The organism is Paracoccus sp. SMMA_5_TC (genome assembly GCF_009696685.2).
GTDB lineage: Bacteria > Pseudomonadota > Alphaproteobacteria > Rhodobacterales > Rhodobacteraceae > Paracoccus.
Map to the genome: position 1 here is coordinate 945093 of NZ_CP102355.1, position 16619 is coordinate 961711.

The following is a 16619-nucleotide window of genomic DNA, read 5'->3' on the forward strand; positions in this document are numbered from 1 at the left end:
GTCGGATGCTAACCCTGGGTGTCGGCCTGAAGGTCCGCCCATTCCGGGTGGCGCGCCAGCTGTACGCGCACATATGAACAGGTCGGCAGGATGCGCACCCCCCGCTGGCGCGCGTCGGCGACAAGCTGGCGCATCATCGCCGCCGCGACCCCGGTGCCGCGCATCGATGGGGGTGCATAGGTGTGATCGGCCACGATCACACCTGGACCGCCGTTGTGCCAGGTCAGTTCGGCCTGATCGGAATGGCCCGGCAGGGATGCGACATAGCGGCCCGAGGTGCCGTTATCCTCGTGCCGGACATGGATGCTGGGTTCGCTCATGGGCATCTGCTCCGCAAATTTGCGTGATGAACGCGGCAGCAGGCAAAAGGTTCATGCCGATGTCGCGACGTAAGGTGCAGGCCGGTCAGGCGCGTTCCGAATATTCCCCGGTTTCGGTATTGACGACGATCGCCTCGTCCACGCCGACAAAGGGCGGGATCATCACGCGCACGCCATTGTCCAGGATCGCGGGCTTGAAGCTCTTGGCGGCGGTCTGGCCGTTCAGCACCGGCTCGGTCTCGGCGACACGGCAGACGACCTTTTGCGGGATGCGCACCGACAGGGCCTCGTCGCCATGATATTCGACAGCGGCGGTCATGCCGTCCTGCAGGAATGGCCGACGCTCGCCCAGAAGTTCGGCGTCAAGTTCGGTCTGCTCGAATGTCTCGCTGTCCATGAATACCAGCTTGCCGTCGGTTTCATACAGGAATTGCTGATCCTTGGTTTCCAGATGAACCTGTTCGACCTTGTCCTCGCTGCGGAAGCGTTCATTCAGCTTGCGCCCGTCGCGCAGGTTCTTCATCTCGACCTGGGCGAAGGCGCCGCCCTTGCCGGGCTTGACGTGGTTGACCTTGACCGCCGCCCACAGGCCGCCGTCGTGTTCCAGCACGAAGCCGGGCTTGATTTCATTGCCGCTGATCTTGGCCATCGCGATACCTTGTGCAGAAAGGGCGGTCGGGGCCGGCTGGGCCGGGGGTTGAACCGCAATGGCGCGCACCTATATCCCCAGTCGGGCCTGCAGGCAACCGGAACCGGGTTTCCGCGTTGTCAAGGGCAGAAACCTTCAACCTGGTGCCGTATTTTCGCCTGTCGCGGGAAAAGAATGTTTGCCTGACGGGTTGCACGTGATGCATGGCGGTCATGCGGCTGGGACGATACCGAATCAGGCTGCGGATGGGCTAATCCATCTTGCGCCGCTGAAAAGACGAACACAAGGCGGCCGCGCCCGACAGGGGTGCAGCAGCTCTGCAGGAAGAACAGGACAAGAAAATGCGCGATTTCGTGGATGGCTCGGCTTTCAATTTCGAACAGGGGCAACGCGCCCGCAAGCTGTTTGCGGCGGTTGTGCTGGCCGCGCTGGACGATGCGATCGCCGATGACAAGAAATATGGCAACGGCCCCGATCAGATCGCCCGCTGGGCACGCTCGCGCGACGGGCGCGAGGTTTTGTCCTGCGCCGGGATCGATCCGAATGAACGCGTGGTCAAGGGGCTGATGGAATTCGTGGCCAAAGGGGTGCGCACCTCGGTCGCGCTGTCGCGCGAGGAAAGCGAACGTCGCCATGCCGCCGAAGAGGCGGACGCCGCCTGAACGCGCCGCCGTGATTTGTTTGGTTAGCCAGTATCAAGGCCGCCGCAAGGCGGCCTTAGTCATTGGAACAAGTCACTGGAACAGCCGCAAGGCCAGGGGTGCGATGATCGAGGTCAGCACCGCGTTCAGCCCCATGCCGATGCCGGCAAAGGCGCCTGCGGTTTCGTTCACCTGAAAGGCGCGCGCAGTGCCGATGCCATGCGCCGCAACCCCCAGCGAAAAGCCGCGCGCCCGCCAGTCGCGGATGCCCAGGGCATTCAGCAGCGGCGTGGCGATGATGGCGCCGAAGATGCCGGTCAGCAGCACCAGGACCGCGGTGATCGTCGGTTCGCCGCCCAGGCGTTCGGCAATGCCGATGGCGACCGGGGCAGTGGTGGATTTGGGCGCCAGGCTGGCCAGCATCACATCGGACAGGCCGAAGCCGCGGGCAATCGCCAGCACCGAAACCACCGCCGTTATCGATCCCGCCAGCAGCGCCGCCAGCAGCGGCAAGGCCGCCCGGCGCACCCGGTGCAGATTGTCGTATAGCGGCATCCCCAAGGCCACGGTCGCAGGGCCCAGCATGAAATGCACGAATTGCGCACCCTCGAAATAGGTCTGATAGCTGGTCTCGGTCAGCCACAGGATCAGCGCCAGGACCAGCACCGCGCTCAGCACCGGGTTGGCCCAGCTTTGCCGGTTCATGCGGCGAAAGAAGGTGTCGCCCAGCCAATAGGCGATCAGGGTCGCCGTCAGCCACAGCAACGGGCCTTCGGAAAGATAGCTCCAGATCAGGGCGGCGTTGCTCATTCCTCCTTGTCCCCCAGCCAGCGCACCATGGTGACAAAGACCAGCGCGCCCACTGCAATGGCCAGCGCAGTGGACAGCCCCAGCGCCACCGCGATGCCCAGCCCGTCGCTGCGGAACTCGCCCAGATGCGCAATGACGCCGACACCCGCCGGCACGAAGAACAGCGACAGGTTGCCAAGGATGCCGCTGACCACCGGCCGCAGCATTTCGGCCAGGGCCGGGCGCAGACTGCAACACGCTACCAGCAGCATCAGGCCCAGCACCGGCCCCGGCAAGGGCAGGTCCAGCGCGCGGGTGATCGTTTCCCCTGCAAGCTGCAGTATCAGGATGATGGCCAGGGCAGGAATCATGACCGAAACCTAGCACTGCATATCTGTAGGGGGAAAGCCTTAAATATTGGGTGCTTGGCCGGGCTCTGCGCCATATGTGGGGGGTGTGCGGTTGACTTGTCGTCCAACATGGCCAAGAATCCGCCTGTCGCCCACCCTGACCGGACCGCCGCATTTGCGATTTGACCGCCTGCGCCTGAATGGCTTCAAAAGCTTCGTGGACCCGACCGACCTGGTCATCCGCGAGGGGTTGACCGGCGTGGTCGGTCCCAATGGCTGCGGCAAGTCCAACCTGCTCGAGGCGCTGCGCTGGGTCATGGGCGAAAACCGGCCCACCGCCATGCGCGGCGAGGGGATGGAGGATGTGATCTTTGCCGGCACCACCCGGCGTTCGGCCCGTGCCCATGCCGAGGTGACGCTGACCATCGACAACCGCGACCGCCGCGCGCCCGCCGGCCTGAATGATGCCGACACGCTTGATATCACCCGGCGCATCACCCGCGATGCCGGCAGCGCCTATCGCATCAACGGCAAGGAGGTGCGGGCCCGCGACGTGCAGATGCTGTTCGCGGATGCCTCGACCGGGGCGCATTCGCCGGCGCTGGTGCGCCAGGGGCAGATCTCGGAACTCATCAATGCCAAGCCCAAGGCGCGGCGCCGTATCCTGGAGGAAGCCGCCGGCATCAGCGGCCTTTACCAGCGCCGGCACGAGGCCGAGCTGAAGCTGAACGCGGCCGAGGCCAATCTGACCCGCCTGGATGACACGCTGGATCAGCTTTCGGCCCAGGCCGCCAGCCTTGCCCGTCAGGCCCGCGCCGCCGCGCGCTATCGCGAGATCGGCGCGGAGCTGCGGCGTGCCGAGGGGCTGCTGCTGTATCGGCGCTGGGCCGAGGCCGATCAGGCCCGGCTGGCCGCGGCCGAGGCGCTGCACCAGGCGGTGAGCATCGCCGCCGGGGCCGAGGTTCAGGCCCGTCGCGCCCTGGCCGCGCGCGAGACCGCCGAAGCCGCGCTGCCGCCGCTGCGCGACGAGGAACAGATCGCCGCCGCGCTGCTGTCGCGGCTGACGCTGGAACGCGAGGCCCTGGATGAGGCCGAGGCCCGCGCGCGCCAGACCATCCAGAGTCTGCTGTCCCGCATCGCCCAGCTGGACCGCGACATCGACCGCGAAGCGGCGCTGAACCGCGACGCTGGCGAGGTCATCGAGCGGCTGGCCTGGGAACGCCGGGAACTGGACAAGGCCGGGCAGGGCCATGACGACCGTGTGGCCGCCGCCACGGCCGCCGCCGGCGAAGCGGCCGAGGCGCTGGCCGAAATCGAGACCCGGCTGGCCGAGCTGACCGACGAATCCGCCCGGCTGGCGGCGCGCCACCAATCCGCCGAAAGGTTGGCGCAGGATCTACGTCAGATGCTGGACCGGGCCAGCCGCGCTGCCGATCAGGCAGAGGCCGCCCTTGCCCGCGCCACCGCCACTGGGGTCGAGGCCGAGGCCGCCCGCCTCGAGGCCGAGGCCGCCCAGCAGGCCGCCCGCGACGGCGTCGATCTGGCCGAAGAGGCGCTGGCCCAGGCCGAGGACGCCCGCACCGCTCTTGAGGCCGACGAGGCCGAAGCCCGCGCCCTGCGCGCCGAGGCCGAGGGCGAGGCGGCGGCGCTCAATGCCGAAATGGCGGCGCTGAAACGGCTGGTGGAACGCGGCCAGCAGGCCGGGACGCTGCTGGACCAGATCCGGGTCGCGCGCGGCCACGAGGCGGCGCTGGGCGCGGCGCTGGGCGACGACCTGGGCCGGGGGCTGGCCGATCAGGGCTCGGGCTGGCACGGATTGCCGGCCTATGACCCGGTGCCGGCGCTGCCGGCGGGGGCAAGGCCCCTGGCCCCGCATGTGACCGCACCCGAGGCCCTGGCGCGGCGGCTGTCGCAGGTGGGGCTGGTTGGCGATGCCGCCGCCGCCGCGGCGCTGCAACCGGCGCTGGCGCCGGGCCAGCGACTGGTAACGCCGGCGGGGGACATGTTCCGCTGGGACGGATTGCGCATTCTGGCTGGCGAGGCATCGTCGGCGGCGGCGCTGCATCTGCAAAAGGTCAATCAGCTGGCAGAGCTGGGCGAACAGGCGGCGGCGGTGCAGGCCCGCGCCGCCGAGGCCGCGCGCGCGCATCAGGCACTGCGCGAGCGCCATGCCGCCGCGGTCGAGGCCGAAAAGCGCGCCCGCGACCAGCGCCGCGAGGCCGAACGCCACCTGTCCGAGGCCGCGCGGGCGATGACGCGGGCGGAATCGGACCTGTCGCTGGCGCAAAGCCGGGCCGAGGCCGCCCGCGCCGAACTGGCCCGCCACCGCGAGGATGCGCTGGACGCCCGTCGCCGCCTGACCGAGGCCGAGCGGGCGCTGGCCGACCTGCCCGACCGCGCCGCCGCGGCCGAGGCGCTGGAACATGCGCGCATGGGGGTCGAGGCCGCGCGCATCGCCACCCTGACCCGGCGCAGCGCGCTGGACGAACTGCGCCGCGAAGGGCAGGCGCGGCTGAAACGGCTTCAGGAAATCACCCGCGAGGAACAGGGCTGGCGGCTGCGTCTGGATCAGGCCGGCACCCGCGCCGCCGAACTGACCGCCCGCCGCGAGCAGGCCGCCGACGACCTGGAAGCGGCCGAGGCCCAGCCCGAGATCCTGGCCGAACGCCGCGCCAGCCTGACCGAGGCCGAGGCCCAGGCCCAGGCGCGGCTGGCGCGGGCCCGCGCCGCCCTGGCCGCCGCCGATCAGGCCCTGCGCGACGCCGCCGAGGCCGAGCGCGAGGCCGAGCGCGCCGCCGCGGATGCGCGCGCCGATCGCGCTGCGCGCGAAGCCCGCGCCGAGGCCGCCGCCGAGGCCGAGGCCGCCGCCCGGTTGCGCATCCTCGAGGATGCCGAGACCACGCCCCAGGCCCTGGCCGAGGCCCTGGGCCAGATCGACGACATTGCCCCCGAGGCGCTGGAACAGCAGGTCCAGCGCCTGCGCCACAGCCGTGACGCCCTGGGCGCGGTCAACCTGCGCGCCGACGAGGACAAGGCCGAACTCGAGGCCGAACGCGACCGCCTGGATGCCGAAAAGACCGACCTGACCGAGGCGATCCGCAAGCTGCGCCAGGGCATCGGCAGCCTGAACCGCGAAGGCCGCGAACGGCTCCTGGCGGCCTTCGACACCGTGAATGTCAATTTCGCCACGCTGTTCACGCATCTCTTCGGCGGCGGCGAGGCGCGGCTGGTGCTGGTCGAATCCGACGATCCGCTGGATGCCGGGCTGGAAATCATGTGCCAGCCGCCGGGCAAGAAGCTGGCGACGCTGAGCCTGCTGTCGGGGGGCGAGCAGACCCTGACGGCGCTGGCGCTGATCTTTGCGGTGTTTCTGGCCAATCCGGCGCCGATCTGCGTGCTGGACGAGGTTGACGCGCCGCTGGACGATGCCAATGTCACCCGTTTCTGTGATCTGATGGACGAAATGACCCGCCGCACCGACACCCGGTTTCTGGTCATCACCCATCACGCCGTCACCATGTCGCGCATGGATCGGCTGTTCGGCGTCACCATGGTCGAACAGGGCGTCAGCCAGCTGGTCAGCGTCGATCTGAAACGGGCCGAGGCTCTGGTCGCCTGATCCCGGCCGCGCTATCAGGGGCGGGTGTGCAGGAGTTGTCGATGCGCAAGTTGCGTGCCTTTTTGCTGTCCCTGGCAGTGGCCGGATCGGCCGTGACCCCGGCCTCCGCCCAGGTTCTGGGCGACCCCGAGGTCATCCGCATCCTGATGCAGGACCAGGGGCTGCCGGTCGAGGCCGCCGTGGATGCCACCGGCGATCCGGTGCTGCGCAGCCGCATCGACCTGACCGAGTTCCAGGTCTTTTTCTACGACTGCACGCCGGTCTGCGCCGCCTTGCAGTTTTCCGCGGGTTTCGATCTGCCCCGGCCGATGACGCTGGCGCGGGCAAACCAGTGGAACCGTGACCGCCGTTTCGGCAAGGTCTATCTGGACGAGACCGGCGATCCCTTCGTGGAAATGGACGTGATCCTTTCGGGCGACGGCATCGGACGCAAGAACTTCAACGAGGCGCTGGACACCTGGCGCGCCGTGCTGAGCGAATTTCGCGATTTCATCGATTGGTAGGAGGATACCATGACCATCGACACCAGGCTGGCCCAGCTGGGCATCACCCTGCCCGACGCCCCGGCGCCGGCGGCGAATTACGTGCCTTATGTGATCTCGGGCAACATGCTGTTCGTCTCGGGCCAGATCTCGGCGCTCAAGGGGCGGCTGGGCGACGACCTGGATGTGGCGCAAGGGGCCGAGGCCGCGCGCGGCTGCGGCCTGTCGCTGCTGGCGCAGGCCAAGGCGGCGCTGGGATCGCTGGACCGGGTGGCGCGGGTGGTGCGTCTGGGCGGTTTCGTCAATTCGACCGCCGATTTCACCGACCAGCCCGAGGTGATCAACGGCTGCTCGGACCTGATGGTCGAGGTGTTCGGCGACAAGGGCCGCCACGCCCGGGCCGCCGTGTCCGTCCCGGCCCTGCCGCGCGGGGTCGCCGTCGAGATCGACGCCATCTTCGAGATCGCCTGAATGGAACTGCATCCCGATTTCCTGCGGCTGCCGATCGCGCATCGCGGCCTGCATGACGAAAGGCTGCCCGAAAACAGCCTGGCCGCGTTCCGCGCGGCCATCGCCCATGGCTACGGCATCGAATGCGACATCCAGCGGGCGATGGACAACACCCCGATGGTGTTTCACGACTATGAGCTGGGCCGGCTGACAGATATCGAAAACGGCACCGTCGCCGCCAGCACCCCGGCACAGTTGTCGCGGCTGCATCTGCGCGAAAGCGACGAAACCATCCCCACCCTGGCGGCCGCGCTGCAAGAGGTGGCCGGCCGGGTGCCGCTGCTGATCGAGATCAAGGATCCCACCATCGACAGCGGGCCCGAGGTGGGCGCGCTGCCCGAGCGGGTGGCCCAGGCGCTGGAGGGCTACAAGGGGCCGGTGGCGGTGATGTCCTTCAACCCGCATGTGGTCGCGGCCTTTCACCGCGCGGCGCCGCAGATCGCGGTGGGGCTGACCACCTGTGCCTTCGAGGCCGGCGAGTGGCCGATGCTGGACGCCCCGACCCGGCAGCGGCTGGCCGCGATTGCCGATTTCGACGCGGTGGGCGCCTGCTTCATCTCGCATGACCGGGCCGATCTGGACAATCCGGCGGTGGCGGCGCTGAAGGCGCGCGGCGTGCCGGTGCTGACCTGGACCATCCGCAGCCCCGAGGCCGAGGCCGCGGCGCGGCGTGTGGCCGACAACATCACCTTTGAACACTATCACCCCGCGCAGCCGTGATCGCCGGCCTGCCGTCCGGCGCTGACAAGGCCGGGCGGCAAGCCTATGTTGGGCGCCATGACCGATCTGACCGTTTCCGTCTTGCCCGCGATCTCGGCCATCGATGCCGCGCAATGGGATGGCTGCGGCGCGCAGGGCAATCCCTTCGTCAGCCATCGCTTTCTGGCCGCGCTCGAGGCTTCGGCATCGGTCGGCCAGGGCACGGGCTGGCATCCGCGGCATCTGGTGGCGCGGCGCGGCGATCAGGTGGTCGGGGTGGCGCCCTGCTATCTGAAAACCCACAGCCAGGGCGAATATATCTTCGACCACGCCTGGGCACAGGCCTATGAGCGCGCGGGCGGGCGCTATTACCCCAAGCTGCAAGCCGCGGTGCCCTTTACCCCCGTGACCGGCCCGCGGCTGATCGCGCCCGATCCGCAAGTGCGGCTGGCGCTGTTGCAGGCCATGGTGGAACTGGCCCGCCAAGGCGGGCTGTCGGGCGCGCATGTCACCTTCTGCACCCAGGCCGAGGCGGCGCTGGGCGCGCAGGCCGGCTTTCTGCCGCGCACCAGCGAACAGTTCCACTGGCTCAATCGCGGCTATGCCGGTTTCGACGATTTTCTGGCGCAGCTGTCCTCGCGCAAGCGCAAGGCGATCCGCAAGGAACGCGCCCAGGCTCAGGGTTTCGGCGGCCGCATCCGCTGTCTGACCGGCGACCAGATCCAGCCCCGGCACTGGGACGATTTCTGGCTGTTCTATCAGGATACCGGCAGCCGCAAATGGGGCCGTCCCTATCTGACGCGGGCGTTCTTCGACCTGCTGCACCAGACCATGCGCGACGACTGCCTGCTGATCCTGGCCGAACGCGACGGCCGGGCGGTGGCCGGTGCGTTGAACCTGATCGGGAAGGATGCGCTTTACGGCCGCTATTGGGGCTGCATCGAGGATCATCCCTTTCTGCATTTCGAACTGTGCTATCACCAGGCCATCGACTGGGCCATCGCCCATGGCCTGTCGCGGGTCGAGGCCGGCGCCCAGGGCGAACACAAGCTGGCGCGGGGCTATCTGCCGGTGCCCATCCATTCGCTGCACTGGTTGCACGACCAGGGCTTTCACGATGCGGTCGCCGATTTCCTGCGCCGCGAACGCGCCGCGGTCGATCGTGACATGGCGCTGCTGACGCGGATGGGCCCGTTCCGGCGCGATCAGGCACCGGTCTAGCTGCGCTTGAAAACCCGGAATGCCGCCGAGGCGCCCCAGCCCGCAGCGACCGCGATCGCCAGCGACATGATCCCGTAGAAGAACGGCTTGTCCAGCGCCAGCCGATACAGCCAGCGTTCCAACCCGACCTTGCGCACATCGATCGGGGCGCGGAAGCTGTCGACCACCTGTCCGTTTCGCAACAGAAAGATACGGGCGCTGTAGAAACCCTCGATCAGGTTGGCCGGCAGCGCGACATCGGCGCGAAACAGCGTCTGTTCGACCAGATGCACGGCGCCGTCATCCTGACGATAGAGGCCCGCCTCTTCGCGCAGGCGCACGAAGGCTTCGGTATAGGGCACCACATCATCGACCTCGGCCGCGCCGGAAAAGGCCCGCATCGCCAGCGGGACCGAGATGCGATAGCGCTGATCCTGTTCCGTGGTCAGGATATCGGCCAGCGCCCGGGTCGAGGCAACGACATAAAAGGTCGGGGCCGACGCGATACTGACGCGGCCGGTATTGACCCAGATGCCCAGACGCCGTTCCTTGTGGCGCACGGTCACGGCCCGGGGCGGACCCTGGACGGTGACGATCACATCCAGCGGCGGACCGGGCGGGATCGGGGTTTCCCGCTTGATGGCGCCATAGATGATGATGTCCGAGCCGTCGAAGCTGGTAGTGATGTCCACGTCATCCTGCGACAGGCCGGCCACGATCTGCTCGGGCGGCTGGGGTCGGTCCTGGGCCGCGACCATCCCCGGCGCTGCCAGCAGCAGCAGGGCAAGCAGCAGGGCGCGCGGGCTCATTTCAGCACCCCCGGTGTGATCGAATACAGATCATCCGGGCGCAGGAACAGATCCAGCGCCAGCTTGCCGCAGACTGCCAGCACCAGCAGCGCCAGCAGGATGCGCAACTGTTCCGCCCGCAGCCGCGCCCCCAGACTGGTGCCGATCTGGGCGCCGATTACCCCGCCCACGATCAGCAGCACCGCCAGCATCACATCGACGGTATTCGACGATACCGCGTGCATCAGGGTGGTATAGGCAGACAGGAAGGTGATCTGGAACAGCGAGGTGCCGATGACCACCTTGGTCGGCATGCCCAGCAGGTAGATCATGGCCGGCACCATGATGAAGCCGCCCCCGACCCCCATCAGCGCGCCCAGCACCCCCACGGCCGCCCCGACCAGCAGCACGGGAATGGCGCTGATGTAAAGGCCCGAGGCGCGGAACTTCATCTTCAGCGGCCAGCGATGCACCCAGACATGCTGGTTGCGGCGCATCGGCTTGATCGGTCCGGTCTTGCGGCTGCGGCGCATGGCGCGCAGGCTTTCCTGCAACATCATCGCGCCGATCAGGCCCAGAAAGACCACATAACACAGCTGCACCACCAGATCGACCTGACCCAGGCGCGACAGCATGTTGAACAGCACGACCCCAAAGGACGAACCGGCCAACCCGCCCAGCAGCAGCATCCAGCCCATGCGGAAATCGACGGTCTTGCGCTTGACATGCGCAAGCAGCGCCGAAAACGACGATGCCACCACCTGATTGGCACCAGTGGCGACCGCGATTGCCGGCGGAATGCCGACGAAGAACAGCAGCGGCGTGATCAGAAAGCCGCCGCCGACACCGAAAAGCCCCGACATCAGCCCGACGACGCCGCCCAGGCCGATCAGCGTAAAGGAATTGACCACCACCTCGGCGATGGGAAGATAGATCTGCATGTCCCGTCCGGCCCTGCCTGACCCGATGCTGCCCTTTGTGACGCCCGGCGTCAAATCCTGTGTGCCCTCGCGGCCGGCTTGCCGCAAGCATGGGGCATGGATATTCATTGCCATCAGGGCAGATAAGCGGCGATGATGCGGGGGCCTGGCTACGCAAGGCGCCGGACAGGGACGGATATGCGGATTCTGATTACCAATGACGACGGCATCAATGCGGCGGGGCTGCGGACGCTCGAGGCGATCGCGGCCGAGCTGGCGGGGCCGCAGGGCGAGGTCTGGACCGTGGCCCCCGCCTTTGAACAATCAGGTGTCGCCCATTCGATCAGCTACGTGCACCCCACGCTGATCGCCGAACTGGGGCCGCGCCGCTTTGCCGCCGAGGGCACGCCCGCCGATTGCGTTCTGGCGGCCATCGCCGATGTCATGCGCGACAGCCCGCCCGATCTGGTGCTGTCGGGGGTCAACCGGGGCAACAATTCGGGCGAGAACGTGATGTATTCGGGCACCATCGGCGCCGCGATGGAGGCTGCCTTGCAGGGGCTGCCCGCGATCGCGCTGTCGCAATACATGGGGCCACGCACGGCGGCGCTGGACGATCCGTTCCAGGCGGCGCGGGTGCATGGGCCGGCGTTGATCCGGCGTCTGCTGGAACGGGGCGACTGGACATCGGACCAGGATTTCCGACTGTTCTACAACATCAACTTCCCGCCGTGCAGCGCCGATGCCGTGCGCGGGCTGCGCGTGGCCCCGCAGGGTCGCCGTCAGGGCGTCCGCTTCGAGGCCGAACCCTATCACGCCCCGAACGGGCGCCGATTCCTGTGGGTTCTGGGCGGTTCGCAGACCGCGCCCGCCACGCCGGGCAGCGATGTCGATGCCAACATGAACGATTACATCGCCCTGACACCGATGCGCCCGGACCTGACCTGCCACGCCAGCCTCGACGGGTTGCGCGCGGCCCTGCAAGAGGGCTGACCCCACGAATGAGCGACGATCCCCAGACTGCCGAACGCAAGATGCGCTTTCTGTTCGCGCTGCGGCAGCGCGGGGTGACCGATCCGCGCGTCCTGCAGGCGATGGAACGGATCGATCGCGGCGAATTCGTGCGCGGCATCTTCGAAGAGCGCGCCTATGAGGACACGCCTCTGCCGATCCCCTGCGGCCAGACCATCAGCCAGCCTTCGGTGGTCGGGCTGATGACCCAGGCGCTCGAGGTCGGACCCCGCGACAAGGTGCTGGAGGTCGGCACCGGATCGGGCTATCAGGCGGCGGTCCTGTCGCTGCTGTGCCGACGGGTCTATACCGTCGACCGGCATCGCCGTCTGGTGGCCGAGGCCGAGGCGATTTTCCGCACCTTGGGTCTGACGAACATCACCACGCTGGTCGCCGACGGATCGCGCGGCTATCCCGAACAGGCACCCTTTGATCGCATCATGGTGACTGCCGCGGCCGAGGATCCGCCTGGCCCGCTCTTGGCGCAGCTGAAGATCGACGGTATCATGGTGGTGCCGGTGGGACAGTCGGACGCGGTCCAGACACTGATCCGCGTCCGCCGCACCGACAGCGGTTTTGATTATGACGAATTGCGGCAAGTGCGTTTTGTGCCGCTGGTCGAGGGATTGGGACAGACATGATCCCCGGCCGTTCAAGGTGAGGAACGGGCAGATGGCAGGAAACCGAAATCTGGTGCTTTGCGCCGGGCTGGTGGCAGGTCTGGCCTCTTGCGGACCGCAAGGTGGCTTCGATTTCAGCAATTTCGATCCGGACCTGCGCAGGTGGGGTGGGGGTGGCCTCGACACCGCCGAAGCCGCAGCCCGCGCTCAGCCCCGGCCCACCCCGGACCAGCGAGGCGTGATCTCCTATCCCGGCTATCAGGTTGCCATCGCCCGCCAGGGCGATACGGTCGCCACCATCGCGGCGCGACTTGGCCTGAACGCGGCCGAGCTTGCCCGATACAACGCCATAGAGGCCAATGTCGTCCTGAATGCCGGCGCGGTCGTGGCCTTGCCGCGCCGGGTCGCGCCGGTCGCACCGGGAGCGGCCACCGCCAATCCGACGGTCGGCGCCCCCGCGGCAGGTCAGGCAACTGCGACAACCCCCGTGCAGCCGAGCACTGCCCAGCCGCGGCAGCATGTCGTCACCCCAGGGGAAACCGTCTGGTCGATCGCGCGGAAATACAATGTCTCGGTCAATGATCTTGCGCAATGGAACGGGCTTTCGGGTGCGATGACCTTGCGCACGGGGCAGCGCCTGCTGATTCCGGTGACCGGTCAGGCGCCTGCATCGGCGGCGATCACCGCGCCGGGTGTCGGCAGCCCGACACCGCGGCCCCCGTCGGCTGCCGAACCCCTGCCACGCGAGACGCCCCCCCCGGCCAATGCCATCGTGACCAAACCGGCGGCGCCCGATCTGGGCAAGACCCGGACGGCGGCCTCGGGCAGCGGCCGGTTCCGGATGCCTGCCAATGGGGCCATCATCCGCACCTATCAGAAGGGCAAGAATGATGGCATCGACATCGCGGCAGCGCCGGGCAGCACGGTCAGCGCTGCCGGCGCGGGCACGGTTGCAGCCATCACCCGCGATACCGATGGGGTTCCGATCGTGGTGGTGCGCCATGACGGCAATCTGATGACGGTCTATGCCGGATTGGACGATCTGGCCGTCAGCAAGGGACAGACGGTCGCTGCCGGCACCGCGCTGGGCAAGGCCCGTGACAAGGGCGTGGTGCATTTCGAGGTCCGCAACGGTTTCGACAGCGTCGATCCTGAAAAATATCTCTGACGCGCGACCGCCGCCCCGTCGCCCCGGGGCCGCCAGGTCGGGGGCGTTCACTCCTCGACGCACATCTGCTGCAGGGCCAGCGCCACCTCGTGCCGGATCATTGCCTGGATGTTCTGACTTAGCCGCCCGCCGATTTCGCCCTGCAGCTCTTGCCGGATCGCCTCGCGGATCATGCCACGCAATTGCGGCAGTTTGGCTTCGCTGCCCTCGATCGGGCGGAACAGATGCGCCTGGCTGGCGGCTTCGGGCGCTTTGGCCATGGCGGCGGGCGGGGCATCGGTGTTCAGGGCGGTCACGGATGCGGTGGGGGATTGCAGCATGGTTTCCTCCGTGGGGGCGCAAGGGGGCAGGGATGCGGGCGCGACGGCCTCGGCATCCGATGTGCGATCACTTGATGTCGTGGTCCTGGCCGTCGGGCATTCGGACGGCACCAGATCGGCGGTTTCCAGAATCAATGGCGCCACCGGTTCTGCAACGGTCGGCATATCCGGTTCCGGCAGATGGTCGGCAAGCGACGCCGGGATGGCGTTCAATGCCGATTCGGCGATGCGACAGCCGGCCGAGTCCTGGGCGATCAGCCGCCGGATCGAGGCCAGCACATCCCCGGCATGTTCCAGACCAATTCTGGAACCGGCGGCGGGCAGGGCGTCAATGCGCATGCCACACCCCCGGAATGGTAAAGGGCTCAGTCCTTGCCGATGGCGCGCAGAACGCGGTCCAGGCTTTGCCCCTGCTTGCTGGTGAACGGCGCATCCTGCACCGCGTTGTAATAGGCCGAAGGGTCATAGGTCGGTATCCCCAGTTTCAGGTTTTCCACCGTCAACAGACCCATAGCAGCCAGAAGTTGATAATGTGCTAATTGCAGGTTGGCTTCGGCTGCAATCTTGTCCGCCCGCGCCGCCAGCAGCGATTGTTCGGCATCCAGCACGTCCAGAGTGGTGCGGGCGCCCAGGGTGGCCTCTTCACGCACGCCCTCGTAGGCCTGGCGCGCGGCGGCAATCTGTTCGTCGATGGCGCGAATCTGTGCCCGTGCCACATCGATTCCGGCCCAGGCCGTGCCCACCGCCTGATCGACGGCCCGCGACGTCTGCAGCAGGCCTGCGCGAATCTCGTCGCGCCTGGCCATTGCCTTGCGATGGGCCGAGGGCAGGCGGCCACCGGAATAGATGGTCTGCGACATTTGCAGCCCAACCGTTCCGCTGTCGCGCGTGACTGTCGCGCCGGGGTTCAGGATGCTGGTGCTGGTGCCACGACTGCGCCCGATGCTAGCCTCGGCATTCAGGGTTGGATTGCGTTCGGCCGCGGCGGCGGCCACGCCCAGCTCGGCCGCGGCGGCCAGGCGTTGTGCGCGCTGGATCTGCGGGTGCGTGCGTTGCGCAATCTGACGCGCCGCCTCGAGCGAGGCAGGCAGCTTGGGCGTCGGGGGCGGCGGCGACAGCTTGCCCGGTGCCTTGCCTGTCGCGGCACGATAGTTTTCGCGCGCGACCGAAAGGTTCCCCTGCGCCGCGGCCAGACCGGCGCGCGCCGCGGCAAGCGCGGCATTCGCCTGGGCCACGTCGGTCTGGGTGATCTCGCCGACCTCGAATCGGTCGCTGGCAGCGCGCTGTTCCTGACCGATCACGCGCACCGAGTTCGACTGCAGTTCGACCTGCTCGCCCGTGCTGCGCACGTCCAGATAGGCGCGCACCGCATCCAGCAAGACCTGCTGTTCGATGTCGACGAGGGCGGCGCGCGTGGCCAGAACCGTTTCCTTGGCAATGTCGATGGCCAGGGCCGTGCGCCCCCAGTCGTAAAGCGTGACCTGCGCGTTCAGCGCCACCTGGCTCGACCGGCTGCTGACGCCTTCGGTCTGGGTGTAGCTGTGGCTGGCGATCCACTGCACAACCGGACGCAATCGTGCCAGGGCGCTGGCCGCATCCTCGTCTGCGGCACGCAAGACGGCGCGATTCTGTTCCAGCAGCGCCGAATGGCGATAGGCGGCAACCATTGCATCGGCAAGGCTTTCGGCCGTGGCCGGAAGGGCGGTGGCGCTGGCGAACAGCGCCGCGATCAGCGGCCGCCGCAGGGCTTTCAGCAGGTTGCGAACCATCCCGGGCCTTTCAGTGGTTGCATTTACAATGTGAATTCTTTGGGCCGCTCGAAGCCGGGTAGCAACGGTGCCCCTGCGTTGAACGCAAAGCGCCAGTTCAACTGTTCGTCAACACGATAGCCGATGCGCACAACCCCCAGATTGCCTTCGCGGAACAGGGCGACGATTCGGCCCCCTTCGCGCAGCTGATCGGCCAGGGTTGCGGGGATTTCCTCGACCGCGCCCTCGATCAGGATTGCGTCATAGGGGCCCTGGGCCGGGCAACCCTGGACCAGGGGGCCCTGCACGACGGCGGCATTGTAGACCTGCTGGGCAGCCAGCCGCGCCTCGGCCTCGCGCGCCAGTTCGGGATCCTCCTCGACCGCGACCACGGCTTCGGCAATGCGCGCGATCAGCGCCGCCGCATAGCCGTAGCCGCAGCCCAGATCCAGCACCAGATCGCTGTTTTGCAGATTCAACACGTCCAGCATCTTGCCCAGGGTGCGCGGTTCCAGCAGCACCCGGCCGGGGGCGATGTCGATATTGGTGCCGACATAGGCGACATCCTGGCGCGTCTCGGGGACGAAGGCCTCGCGCGGCACGTTCAGCATCGCCTCGATGACGGGATAGCTGGTTACTTCGACCGGCCTGACCTGAGTGTCGACCATCATGATGCGGCGCTGCGCGAAATCGGTCATGCTTGCGAACCCTGCGTTCGGTTGGCTTTGATGTCTCTTGCCACGAAAATCCGGGGTGGGCAACGGCAGCCGGCGCGCTTGTGAACG

General features: G+C 67.8%; 18 protein-coding genes. 9 read left to right on the plus strand and 9 right to left on the minus strand.

All coding sequences use genetic code 11. The annotated features are described in order from the left end of the window. Window positions 1-8 precede the first annotated feature (8 nt). A complete protein-coding gene (locus GB880_RS04770) occupies window positions 9-320 on the minus strand; it encodes a GNAT family N-acetyltransferase (RefSeq protein WP_154493590.1) in 312 nt (103 codons plus the stop codon). A gap of 85 nt (window positions 321-405) precedes the next feature. Continuing rightward, the gene (gene efp / locus GB880_RS04775) at window positions 406-969 is read right to left on the minus strand and encodes an elongation factor P (protein WP_154493591.1); all 564 of its coding nucleotides are present in this window, start codon (window positions 967-969) and stop codon (window positions 406-408) included. 341 nt (window positions 970-1310) lie between these two features. On the opposite strand from efp, the gene GB880_RS04780 reads away from it, so the two are divergent. Continuing rightward, complete coding sequence (locus tag GB880_RS04780; RefSeq protein WP_024842734.1) at window positions 1311-1631, plus strand: DUF6280 family protein; 321 nt, start codon at window positions 1311-1313, stop codon at window positions 1629-1631. A gap of 72 nt (window positions 1632-1703) precedes the next feature. Here the strand turns inward: GB880_RS04780 and GB880_RS04785 are convergent, their stop codons facing one another. Together GB880_RS04785 and GB880_RS04790 are read right to left on the minus strand one after the other, a co-directional pair. After that, window positions 1704-2420, minus strand: a complete 717-nt coding sequence (locus GB880_RS04785) for an LrgB family protein (protein WP_154493592.1) — start codon at window positions 2418-2420, stop codon at window positions 1704-1706. Beyond that, entirely contained in the window at window positions 2417-2770 is a 354-nt protein-coding gene (locus GB880_RS04790) for a CidA/LrgA family protein (protein WP_154493593.1), read from the minus strand. Before GB880_RS04790 ends, GB880_RS04785 begins: the two co-directional genes overlap by 4 nt. A gap of 154 nt (window positions 2771-2924) precedes the next feature. Between GB880_RS04790 and GB880_RS04795 the strand changes: the two genes are divergently transcribed. The 5 genes from GB880_RS04795 to GB880_RS04815 are packed head-to-tail and all read left to right on the plus strand — an operon-like array spanning window position 2925 to window position 9280. Further along, a complete protein-coding gene (locus GB880_RS04795) occupies window positions 2925-6368 on the plus strand; it encodes a chromosome segregation SMC family protein (protein WP_263467326.1) in 3444 nt (1147 codons plus the stop codon). Between the two features lie 41 nt (window positions 6369-6409). Next, on the plus strand, window positions 6410-6871 hold the full coding sequence (locus GB880_RS04800) for a YbjN domain-containing protein (protein WP_154493836.1): 462 nt from the start codon (window positions 6410-6412) through the stop codon (window positions 6869-6871). A 9-nt stretch (window positions 6872-6880) separates the two neighbouring features. Then, window positions 6881-7321 carry a RidA family protein gene (locus tag GB880_RS04805; protein WP_154493835.1) on the plus strand — a complete coding sequence of 147 codons (441 nt, stop codon included), beginning with the start codon at window positions 6881-6883 and terminating at the stop codon, window positions 7319-7321. Further along, window positions 7322-8080, plus strand: a complete 759-nt coding sequence (locus tag GB880_RS04810) for a glycerophosphodiester phosphodiesterase family protein (RefSeq protein ID WP_154493834.1) — start codon at window positions 7322-7324, stop codon at window positions 8078-8080. A gap of 57 nt (window positions 8081-8137) precedes the next feature. Beyond that, the gene (locus GB880_RS04815; RefSeq protein WP_229774413.1) at window positions 8138-9280 is read left to right on the plus strand and encodes a GNAT family N-acetyltransferase; all 1143 of its coding nucleotides are present in this window, start codon (window positions 8138-8140) and stop codon (window positions 9278-9280) included. On the opposite strand, the gene GB880_RS04820 is transcribed toward GB880_RS04815, so the two are convergent. Together GB880_RS04820 and GB880_RS04825 are read right to left on the minus strand one after the other, a co-directional pair. Beyond that, complete coding sequence (locus tag GB880_RS04820) at window positions 9277-10068, minus strand: TIGR02186 family protein (protein ID WP_154493832.1); 792 nt, start codon at window positions 10066-10068, stop codon at window positions 9277-9279. The two genes, GB880_RS04815 and GB880_RS04820, sit on opposite strands and share 4 nt — an antisense overlap. Further along, window positions 10065-10988 (minus strand): sulfite exporter TauE/SafE family protein, encoded by a 924-nt coding sequence (locus GB880_RS04825; RefSeq protein ID WP_154493831.1) that lies wholly within the window; start codon window positions 10986-10988, stop codon window positions 10065-10067. Before GB880_RS04825 ends, GB880_RS04820 begins: the two co-directional genes overlap by 4 nt. Window positions 10989-11165: 177 nt before the next feature. Between GB880_RS04825 and surE the strand changes: the two genes are divergently transcribed. The 3 genes from surE to GB880_RS04840 are packed head-to-tail and all read left to right on the plus strand — an operon-like array spanning window position 11166 to window position 13766. Then, window positions 11166-11960, plus strand: a complete 795-nt coding sequence (gene surE, locus GB880_RS04830) for a 5'/3'-nucleotidase SurE (protein ID WP_154493830.1) — start codon at window positions 11166-11168, stop codon at window positions 11958-11960. Between the two features lie 8 nt (window positions 11961-11968). Next, window positions 11969-12619, plus strand: a complete 651-nt coding sequence (locus tag GB880_RS04835; protein ID WP_154493829.1) for a protein-L-isoaspartate(D-aspartate) O-methyltransferase — start codon at window positions 11969-11971, stop codon at window positions 12617-12619. A gap of 31 nt (window positions 12620-12650) precedes the next feature. Next, window positions 12651-13766, plus strand: a complete 1116-nt coding sequence (locus GB880_RS04840; protein ID WP_154493828.1) for a LysM peptidoglycan-binding domain-containing protein — start codon at window positions 12651-12653, stop codon at window positions 13764-13766. A gap of 47 nt (window positions 13767-13813) precedes the next feature. Here GB880_RS04840 and GB880_RS04845 read toward each other — a convergent pair whose 3' ends face one another. Genes GB880_RS04845 through GB880_RS04855 form a run of 3 tightly spaced genes read right to left on the minus strand, consistent with a single transcriptional unit; the run spans window position 13814 to window position 16532 of the window. After that, window positions 13814-14425: a hypothetical protein gene (locus tag GB880_RS04845; protein ID WP_154493827.1), complete on the minus strand. Its 612-nt coding sequence runs from the start codon at window positions 14423-14425 to the stop codon at window positions 13814-13816. 26 nt (window positions 14426-14451) lie between these two features. After that, the gene (locus GB880_RS04850; RefSeq protein WP_154493826.1) at window positions 14452-15855 is read right to left on the minus strand and encodes a TolC family outer membrane protein; all 1404 of its coding nucleotides are present in this window, start codon (window positions 15853-15855) and stop codon (window positions 14452-14454) included. A 23-nt stretch (window positions 15856-15878) separates the two neighbouring features. After that, window positions 15879-16532 carry a protein-L-isoaspartate O-methyltransferase family protein gene (locus GB880_RS04855; protein ID WP_154493825.1) on the minus strand — a complete coding sequence of 218 codons (654 nt, stop codon included), beginning with the start codon at window positions 16530-16532 and terminating at the stop codon, window positions 15879-15881. Between the last annotated feature and the right edge of the window lie 87 nt (window positions 16533-16619).

Excerpts from the sequence above, each read along its gene's own strand:
- GB880_RS04770 (WP_154493590.1), bottom strand. The coding sequence starts at position 320 with ATGAGCGAACCCAGCATCCATGTCCGGCACGAGGATAACGGCACCTCG.
- efp (WP_154493591.1), bottom strand. The coding sequence starts at position 969 with ATGGCCAAGATCAGCGGCAATGAAATCAAGCCCGGCTTCGTGCTGGAA.
- GB880_RS04780 (WP_024842734.1), top strand. The coding sequence starts at position 1,311 with ATGCGCGATTTCGTGGATGGCTCGGCTTTCAATTTCGAACAGGGGCAA.
- GB880_RS04785 (WP_154493592.1), bottom strand. The coding sequence starts at position 2,420 with ATGAGCAACGCCGCCCTGATCTGGAGCTATCTTTCCGAAGGCCCGTTG.
- GB880_RS04790 (WP_154493593.1), bottom strand. The coding sequence starts at position 2,770 with ATGATTCCTGCCCTGGCCATCATCCTGATACTGCAGCTTGCAGGGGAA.
- GB880_RS04800 (WP_154493836.1), top strand. The coding sequence starts at position 6,410 with ATGCGCAAGTTGCGTGCCTTTTTGCTGTCCCTGGCAGTGGCCGGATCG.
- GB880_RS04805 (WP_154493835.1), top strand. The coding sequence starts at position 6,881 with ATGACCATCGACACCAGGCTGGCCCAGCTGGGCATCACCCTGCCCGAC.
- GB880_RS04810 (WP_154493834.1), top strand. The coding sequence starts at position 7,322 with ATGGAACTGCATCCCGATTTCCTGCGGCTGCCGATCGCGCATCGCGGC.
- GB880_RS04815 (WP_229774413.1), top strand. The coding sequence starts at position 8,138 with ATGACCGATCTGACCGTTTCCGTCTTGCCCGCGATCTCGGCCATCGAT.
- GB880_RS04820 (WP_154493832.1), bottom strand. The coding sequence starts at position 10,068 with ATGAGCCCGCGCGCCCTGCTGCTTGCCCTGCTGCTGCTGGCAGCGCCG.
- GB880_RS04825 (WP_154493831.1), bottom strand. The coding sequence starts at position 10,988 with ATGCAGATCTATCTTCCCATCGCCGAGGTGGTGGTCAATTCCTTTACG.
- surE (WP_154493830.1), top strand. The coding sequence starts at position 11,166 with ATGCGGATTCTGATTACCAATGACGACGGCATCAATGCGGCGGGGCTG.
- GB880_RS04835 (WP_154493829.1), top strand. The coding sequence starts at position 11,969 with ATGAGCGACGATCCCCAGACTGCCGAACGCAAGATGCGCTTTCTGTTC.
- GB880_RS04840 (WP_154493828.1), top strand. The coding sequence starts at position 12,651 with ATGGCAGGAAACCGAAATCTGGTGCTTTGCGCCGGGCTGGTGGCAGGT.
- GB880_RS04845 (WP_154493827.1), bottom strand. The coding sequence starts at position 14,425 with ATGCGCATTGACGCCCTGCCCGCCGCCGGTTCCAGAATTGGTCTGGAA.
- GB880_RS04850 (WP_154493826.1), bottom strand. The coding sequence starts at position 15,855 with ATGGTTCGCAACCTGCTGAAAGCCCTGCGGCGGCCGCTGATCGCGGCG.
- GB880_RS04855 (WP_154493825.1), bottom strand. The coding sequence starts at position 16,532 with ATGACCGATTTCGCGCAGCGCCGCATCATGATGGTCGACACTCAGGTC.